Annotated in this window: 8 protein-coding genes; 2 read left to right on the top strand and 6 right to left on the bottom strand. The window is 48.9% G+C overall.

Annotation, left to right across the window (positions count from 1 at the left end; genetic code table 11):
• The coding region (locus ACYVG7_RS04685) for a GGDEF domain-containing protein (protein WP_460882067.1) at nt 1-1375 on the top strand (1375 nt) is incomplete at its 5' end.
• Here the strand turns inward: ACYVG7_RS04685 and ACYVG7_RS04680 are convergent.
• Both ACYVG7_RS04680 and ACYVG7_RS04675 read right to left on the bottom strand, forming a co-directional pair.
• The gene (locus ACYVG7_RS04680; RefSeq protein WP_460882068.1) at nt 1369-1785 is read right to left on the bottom strand and encodes a restriction endonuclease subunit S domain-containing protein; all 417 of its coding nucleotides are present in this window, start codon (nt 1783-1785) and stop codon (nt 1369-1371) included. The two genes, ACYVG7_RS04685 and ACYVG7_RS04680, sit on opposite strands and share 7 nt — an antisense overlap.
• A gap of 246 nt (nt 1786-2031) precedes the next feature.
• Complete coding sequence (locus ACYVG7_RS04675; RefSeq protein WP_460882066.1) at nt 2032-3012, bottom strand: IS5 family transposase; 981 nt, start codon at nt 3010-3012, stop codon at nt 2032-2034.
• Between the two features lie 180 nt (nt 3013-3192).
• On the opposite strand from ACYVG7_RS04675, the gene ACYVG7_RS04670 reads away from it, so the two are divergent.
• Nucleotides 3193-4815, top strand: coding sequence for a methyl-accepting chemotaxis protein (locus ACYVG7_RS04670; RefSeq protein WP_460882065.1), 1623 nt, complete (start codon nt 3193-3195; stop codon nt 4813-4815).
• Nucleotides 4816-4857: 42 nt separating this feature from the next.
• Here the strand turns inward: ACYVG7_RS04670 and ACYVG7_RS04665 are convergent, their stop codons facing one another.
• The 4 genes from ACYVG7_RS04665 to ACYVG7_RS04650 all read right to left on the bottom strand — a co-directional run bounded on the left by ACYVG7_RS04665 (nt 4858) and on the right by ACYVG7_RS04650 (nt 7056).
• On the bottom strand, nt 4858-5052 hold the full coding sequence (locus ACYVG7_RS04665; protein ID WP_460882064.1) for an H-NS family nucleoid-associated regulatory protein: 195 nt from the start codon (nt 5050-5052) through the stop codon (nt 4858-4860).
• A gap of 28 nt (nt 5053-5080) precedes the next feature.
• Complete coding sequence (locus ACYVG7_RS04660) at nt 5081-5887, bottom strand: hypothetical protein (RefSeq protein ID WP_460882063.1); 807 nt, start codon at nt 5885-5887, stop codon at nt 5081-5083.
• Nucleotides 5888-6066: 179 nt separating this feature from the next.
• Entirely contained in the window at nt 6067-6564 is a 498-nt protein-coding gene (gene radC / locus ACYVG7_RS04655) for a RadC family protein (RefSeq protein ID WP_460882062.1), read from the bottom strand.
• Nucleotides 6565-6630: 66 nt separating this feature from the next.
• Nucleotides 6631-7056 carry a DUF2787 family protein gene (locus ACYVG7_RS04650; protein WP_460882061.1) on the bottom strand — a complete coding sequence of 142 codons (426 nt, stop codon included), beginning with the start codon at nt 7054-7056 and terminating at the stop codon, nt 6631-6633.
• Between the last annotated feature and the right edge of the window lie 122 nt (nt 7057-7178).

The following is a 7178-nucleotide window of genomic DNA, read 5'->3' as shown; positions in this document are numbered from 1 at the left end:
GTTGGTATCCATAGCGGGCACCTCAGTCCAGCGAACTTACTGCAAGTATAGATTGCCCCAACACGTAAAGGGAACAGCGCCCCTGGCAAGCACCACCAGAAATGACTGCACTCTATTGGTCGTAAATGTGACGCATCCTATTTGGCAAAGCACCTGCCGTCGGTTATGGTTAGAGCTTAAAATCAAAATAAGGGCCCCCATAGTGATTCAAGCATTTGACATTCAAACCTTGCTGTTCATGGACGTATTGATTGGTGTTTCGTTGTCAATCGCGCTTGGCTTTAGTTGTCGGGTTCGACCTGTTTGTCCTGGATTTTGGCTCTGGATTTTTGGTTTAGCATCATCAACACTTGGCCTGCTATTTTTATGGCTGCGTTGGTGTATCCCATTATGGCTGAGCGTTGGATTAGGAAATGGGTTATTACTTCTTTCATATGCGCTGTTATGGCTTGGGTTTCGGCAATACACAAGAAGTTCCACCAAATATGATAGATGGATCTTTGTCATTCCAGTCAGCGCTTCTATTATTTTAATTTGGTTAACTCTGTCCAATTCAAGTAGCATCATTGTCAGGAGTCAAATCGTCTTCACTTTTATGCTATGTCTGATTTTTATGACAATCATTCAGGCATTGAAGGGGCGGCGTGCAATAGAAACTGGCCGATTGCTTTGTGTGTTCACCTTATCTTTTACTATGGCGATCACTTTATTTCGAGTTATCGCTATCCATCAGTTAGATGGGCATATTAGTCTGTTTGATAACTCCATCAGTGGTTTTGTTCTAATGGTCGCACCTGGGATGTCATTGATATGGACTGCATCCAGTATCATGTTGATTTCGTCCCAATGGTTACAGCAGCGGCTGTATACCCATGCCACACATGATTCCCTGACTGAAATATATAATCGATATGCGCTGTTTGAGCTCAGTAAAACATTAGAGATAACTAACCATCTTACTGGAAAAATATCGAGTCTGGCCATGATTGACATCGATCATTTTAAATCAGTTAATGATCGGTATGGACATCCTGTCGGTGATATCGTCTTACGTGAAATCGCTCATGTCATAAAAAAACAGGCCCGCTGCAGAGATATAGTGGCAAGGTATGGTGGTGAGGAATTCGTGGTGGTATTGACCGATTGTGATTTAGAACGGGCCTATGCCTGGTCTGAGCGCATTAGAAAAGAAATCAGTGACATATTTATCACCCATAAAAAAATATCTGTGACGGTTAGTATTGGGGTGGCCGCCTCAACGCCAGACGTTTACCGATTGCAGGATGTTCTTAGTCTCGCCGATGAAGCCCTCTATTCGGCTAAAAACTCTGGAAGAAATCGAGTGGTAAAATATAGTCAATGCCAACTTCAATGAAATGGTTTCGTGAAGAGTTTAAAATTGACGAATTCTTCATTAGAATAATGCTCCGAGTTGTTTGGTAAGTTAACCAATCTATTTATGGGGAGCTGCTTCAATGCACTTCCTGTCTGCAGATCCAACAGCAACTGTTTTACGTTATCCCGCTGTAAGTAATAGGCTAAATAGCTAGAGACAACCACAGTTCCAGTTGAATTAACTCTAACAATCTGCGCATTTATATTTGAACCGACATGCCAATCTGGAACAATAGCGATGTTGCCAATCTCACCTCTATTGGTAATGAGTACATCACCTTTTTTTAAATGCCCTTTGGTGATCTCATTATGTTTTTTCTCTGATATGAATCGCATATCAGAGTCAACGACAGTAAGCCCTTTAATATTGTTCGCACGAATAAATGGAATCCCAATTAACGTAAATTCATCCGAACGAGGATACTTGCTGGAGTAATTTCCATCAGATATATCAAACCCAAGATCACGGATAATCTTTACAGTCCAACTAGGGAAGGTGCGAATAAGCGGGGAAATTCTTCTCGGCTGACTCAGTCATTTCATTTTTTCCTGTTTGAGCCGTTTTTTCTCCCGTAAATGCCTTGAATCAGCCCATTTAGACCGTTTCTTCGCCATTTAAGGCGTTATTCCCAGTTTTTAGTGAGATCTCTCCCACTGACGTATCATCTGGTCCACCCGAAACAGGTTGGCCAGGGTGAATAACATCGCTAGTTGGTTATCGTTTTTCAGCAGCCCCTTGTATCTGGCTTTCACGAAGCCGAACTGCCGCTTGATGATGCGAAACGGGTGCTCCACCTTGGCACGGATGCTGGCCTTCATGTATTCGATGTTGATGGCTGTTTTGTTCTTGCGTGGATGCTGTTTCAAGGTTCTTACCTTGCCGGGTCGCTCGGCGATCAGCCAGTCCACATCCACCTCGGTCAGCTCCTCGCGCTGTGGCGCTCCTTGGTAGCCGGCATCGGCTGAGACAAATTGCTCCTTACCGTGCAGCAGGTTACCCAACTGGTTGAGGTCATGCACATTGGCCGCTGTGGTGACCAGACTGTGGGTCAGGCCACTCTTGGCATCGACACCAATGTGGGCCTTCATGCCAAAGTGCCACTGATTGCCTTTCTTGGTCTGATGCATCTCCGGATCGCGTTGCTGCTCTTTGTTCTTGGTCGAGCTGGGTGCCTCAATGATGGTGGCATCGACCAAGGTGCCTTGGGTCATCATGACGCCTGCTTCGGCCAGCCAGCGATTGATGGTCTTGAACAATTGGCGGGCCAGTTGATGCTGCTCCAGCAGGTGGCGGAAATTCATGATGGTGGTGCGGTCCGGCAAGGCGCAATCCAGGGATAACCGGGCAAACAGACGCATGGAGGCGATTTCGTACAGAGCATCTTCCATCGCGCCATCGCTCAGGTTGTACCAATGCTGCATGCAGTGAATGCGCAGCATGGTTTCCAGCGGATAAGGCCGCCGGCCATTACCAGCCTTGGGATAAAACGGCTCGATGACTTCCACCATGTTTTGCCATGGCAGAATCTGATCCATGCGGGACAAGAAAATCTCTTTTCTGGTCTGACGGCGCTTACTGCTGAATTCACTGTCGGCGAAGGTGAGTTGATGGCTCATGATGAACCCTGCTTCATGGCTCCAGATGACAAACATGACCTCATATCAGGGACTTGTTCGCACCTTCCCAAGCATACCTCTCATTTTTATACACCTTTATGTGAAAACAACTGATAGTGTTACTACCTTAATGTGAGAGGCTTATATTCCCCGACTGTGGCTAGCAAGGAGTTTGTCTGTATGCGCAAGAATCAGCCTGTGACCCAACGAGAAATTGATTACAGTCCCAATATCCGCATTATCTCAACCACCGATTTACAGGGCAACATTACCTTCATCAATCATGATTTTGTTCAGATCAGCGGGTTTACTGAGAAGGAGCTGGTCGGCAGTCCACACAATATCGTGCGCCACCCTGATATGCCTCCGGCTGCTTACGAGGACCTCTGGCAAACGGTCAAGTCCGGCAATACGTGGCGAGCCCTCGTCAAAAACCGTTGTAAAAATGGGGATCACTATTGGGTGGATGCCTATGTGATGCCGATTGTGCAGAACGGCAAGACCATCGGTTATCAATCGGTGCGTAGCAAACCCAGCCGTGAGCAGATAGCCGAGGCTGAAAGCCTCTATGCTAAAATGCGGGATGATGCTTCCTTGAAGATCCCCCATAACCGTAGTTGGAAAGATTGGTCTATCAGCTCTAAAGTGGGGGTTGTCGGAGGCATTGCTGTGCTCACCTCTGTCATCTTGCTATTGACCCAAATAGCAGATTACTTCCAGACGGGTGTACAACCCAATGCATTGTTCTCTGGCTTGCTTCTTCTCAATTTGTTTGCCGCTATTGGTGTACTCATTTTTATGCAGTTGGGTATCAGTCACCCGTTACGAGACTGTGCTCGATATATGACCAACATTGCCAATGGCGATCTCACCGATCAGCTACCCAAGAGTAATGCTGATGAAACCGGCCAACTTCTGCTAGCAACACGAATGCTTCAATCCCGCTTGCTTGCCATTTTTGGCCGGGTTGGAGAAGCCAGTACTATCTTATCTGCCTCAGCTGAGCAATTGGCCGCTGCCAGTGAAAATACGCTGGCTTCGATGTATGCCCAGCAAGGTGAGACAACTCAGGTTGCAACAGCTATGCAAGAGATGAGCGCCACGGTACGGGAAGTGGCTAATAATACTGATTCTGCAGCCCGGGAAGCCCAATCCGCGCTTGATATAACCAGCAGTGGCTTGGTTGTCGCTACTCAGGCTAAAAACGTGATTGGTACATTAGCCTCCGAAGTAAAACGAACCGGCGAAGTAGTGGCCAACGTAGCGACCCATAGCCAGCAAATCAGCACTATCACGGATGTCATCAGTAGTATTGCTGAACAGACTAATCTGCTTGCGCTCAATGCTGCAATAGAGGCTGCTCGCGCTGGTGAACAGGGTCGAGGTTTTGCTGTGGTGGCTGATGAGGTTAGAAGTCTGGCAGGGCGAACCCAGCAGGCCACGGGTGAAATTCGTTCCATGATAGAAAAGCTGAGTCTCGAAGTTACCCATGCGGTAGAGGTTATGCAGCACAGCCGAGATATGGCCAATGGTGCTACGGAAGAGATTGCTCACACTGAAGAGGCGCTACGGCGCATAGCCGGATCGGTGAATCACCTTAACGGGATGAATGGTCAGATAGCTACAGCAGCTGAACAACAATCTGCGGTTGCCAATGAGATGAGCCAGAATCTGGAAAACATTGATAATCTAACTAGAAAGTCACGGGTAGATGCTGAGCAGGTTGCAAGTAGCAGTAAATACCTGACCAGCCTTGCTCGTAATCTGCAAAATGCGGCTAACCAGTTCAAGCTGGGTGTTTGATTTTAGGAGATTAAATAAGGCTCTTTACAGAAAAGTGCGCGTTTATCTGGGATTAATTTTTGCCGGAATAATGAGAAATGCATCCAGACGTAAGCCATAAGTTTCCATGGCCTCGCGAATGACATCGGGTGTTCTTCCTCGACCGGACCACGTTTTTTCTTGTCCATCTTTATCGATATAAATGTACTTGGCATTACTGAACGTTTTTGAAGATGCTGGCGGCGCCGATGCCAGCATCTCTACTCGTCGTTCGTGGATGATAATTTCAAGATTCTAGATCGCCTTCATACTTTGTTCGTTGGTTAGGGTAAGAATTTCTTTTTTGAGACTCAACTTGTTGGATAGCGTTTTGATAAACATAGGCACTAGGGAAGGTGCGAATAAGCGGGGAAATTCTTCTCGGCTGACTCACATAGTTACTGACCAGTTCTTTGGCAACGACCAGGGTTTCCCAATCCGCGTCCAGACTGTGCCACTTGTGATCATTCAGCATAACAATCGGGTAGCCGGTACCGTTGTGTAGGCTATTGGCCGGGAGCACGTACTTGAACGCGTTATTCAAGAACGAGTCACCCAGAGCTAGGCGCTGCACTTCGATCATCTTCCCGGTAGTAAACTGAGTCAGGTACTGACGGGTTTCGACAGAGCCGTTGGTATTGGTCTTGACCCAGAGTTCCAGATACACGGTATCAGGGGAGACCTGGATAGCCGACTTCGGCTCAACCTTTTCGTCATAACCAGTAGTCACCCCGGTGTCATCCGTCAGCTCGAAGTGGATCTTAAACTCCTTACCACCCTCGTCCGTGGCGTACAGACCAACACTCGGGTCGATCTGCTCACCGTCTTCGGGGTTCACAATCTCGGCCTTAGCGGCTTTCAGTGCCATACGGTTGCTACTGGCCACACTCTTCACAGTGAGGCTCACCGGGTTGTTGATTGCGGTCATATACAGACCAGCCGCACGGGTAGGTTCAGTTGGTTTCTCGCTGCCGCCAGAACCGCCACCGCCGCCACAGGCTGTGAGTAACAGTGTGGTAAGCAATGGGTAAAGCAACGTGGCTCTCTTTTTCATCGTTATACTTCCTTGATAATTTTGACTCTACGTCGGAAGGCGATTCGTACGAATCGCACTGGGGTAATCATAGGGGCTGGCTGCGACAATCTGTGTCGCAAGGATTTGTCTAATGGCTGAAGGGCGAACCAACACAGGGCGTTTCACGAACATCATGCGCTGGCCTTATACCTCAATCGTTACAACCACCCTCTCTCCGCCATGGATACTCTGCCTTCGGTGCCGATCACCAGATGATCCAGCACGCGGATCTCGACGGTGGACAGTGCCGCTCGGAGTGTCTCGGTAAGAGTGCGGTCAGCTCGACTCGGTTCCGGCAAGCCGGATGGATGGTTGTGTGCCAGGATCACGGCCGCCGCGTTGCAGGCTAGTGCCGCCTTGACTACTTCACGCGGATAGACGGACGCCGCATCCAGCGTGCCTTGGAATAACTCTTCGAACTTGATGACGCGGTGTTGGCTATCCAAAAACAGGATGGCGAATACCTCCCGCTCATAGCCCTGCAGCAGGGTCTGTAGGCAACTGTAGGTAAGACTCGGTGAGGTCAGGGCTTTGCCCTTGGTGACGCGAGCGCGAGCCAAGCGGTTTGCCATCGCCAATATCTCCTCGACAGTGGCGGGCTCGGTGAGGACATAGGTGCCTTGGGTTTCTCCGGCTTTGAATTTGTTGTGGCTCATGGTGAGTTCTCCATAGAAAACGCTACCTCCGGCGTCAGTGCTGAAGGTGGCGTTGTCGTGATGCGGTTAGGTACAGCTCAGGCCTGTGCTGAATGCGTTCATCTGGCAGTAGAGCCAGAAGTTGTTCTCCCATTGCTGGTACAGCTCGATGGCGTCATCGTGCTCCAGTACCCCCAGATAGATGTGGGTGAACTCGGGGCTTAGAAAATCAAAATCCAGCTCCTTGTCGAGCTCGGCCCAGTCACCATAGCCTTGGTAGCTAAAGTCGGTGATGGTATCGAACAGCCAGCCGTTGAGGCCGCGTACCAGCCTGATTTCCACCGGGTGATAGCCGCCTTGGGTGGCCGAATAGTTCGGGTCATTGAAGCGAAAGGTAAGTGCCGTTAGCGGCTCTAAGTTGATGCGTTGCTGGCTTACCATCTCGGCCAGTTGGGATTTCAGCCATGGGCTGACAGGCAGCAGTTGGCCTTCCACTTGAAAGGGAATCGTCATGGTCATCTCCTGAGTATTCGGGGGTTAGTCAGTCAGCCAGCTGCATATTCCCACGCATGGCGATCGCTCAATAACATTCATGCCGATCACGTAATAACATCCATGCCGATCACTCAATAACA

The sequence above is a fragment of the Pseudaeromonas pectinilytica genome, assembly GCF_054780855.1.
Note: the sequence above shows the minus strand (reverse complement) of the source record. Positions and strands in the feature narration are given on the sequence as shown.

What these genes read in the sequence shown, in the direction of transcription:
- ACYVG7_RS04675 (WP_460882066.1), bottom strand. Translation starts at nt 3,012, where the DNA reads ATGAGCCATCAACTCACCTTCGCCGACAGTGAATTCAGCAGTAAGCGC.
- ACYVG7_RS04670 (WP_460882065.1), top strand. Translation starts at nt 3,193, where the DNA reads ATGCGCAAGAATCAGCCTGTGACCCAACGAGAAATTGATTACAGTCCC.
- ACYVG7_RS04665 (WP_460882064.1), bottom strand. Translation starts at nt 5,052, where the DNA reads ATGCTGGCATCGGCGCCGCCAGCATCTTCAAAAACGTTCAGTAATGCC.
- ACYVG7_RS04660 (WP_460882063.1), bottom strand. Translation starts at nt 5,887, where the DNA reads ATGAAAAAGAGAGCCACGTTGCTTTACCCATTGCTTACCACACTGTTA.
- radC (WP_460882062.1), bottom strand. Translation starts at nt 6,564, where the DNA reads ATGAGCCACAACAAATTCAAAGCCGGAGAAACCCAAGGCACCTATGTC.
- ACYVG7_RS04650 (WP_460882061.1), bottom strand. Translation starts at nt 7,056, where the DNA reads ATGACGATTCCCTTTCAAGTGGAAGGCCAACTGCTGCCTGTCAGCCCA.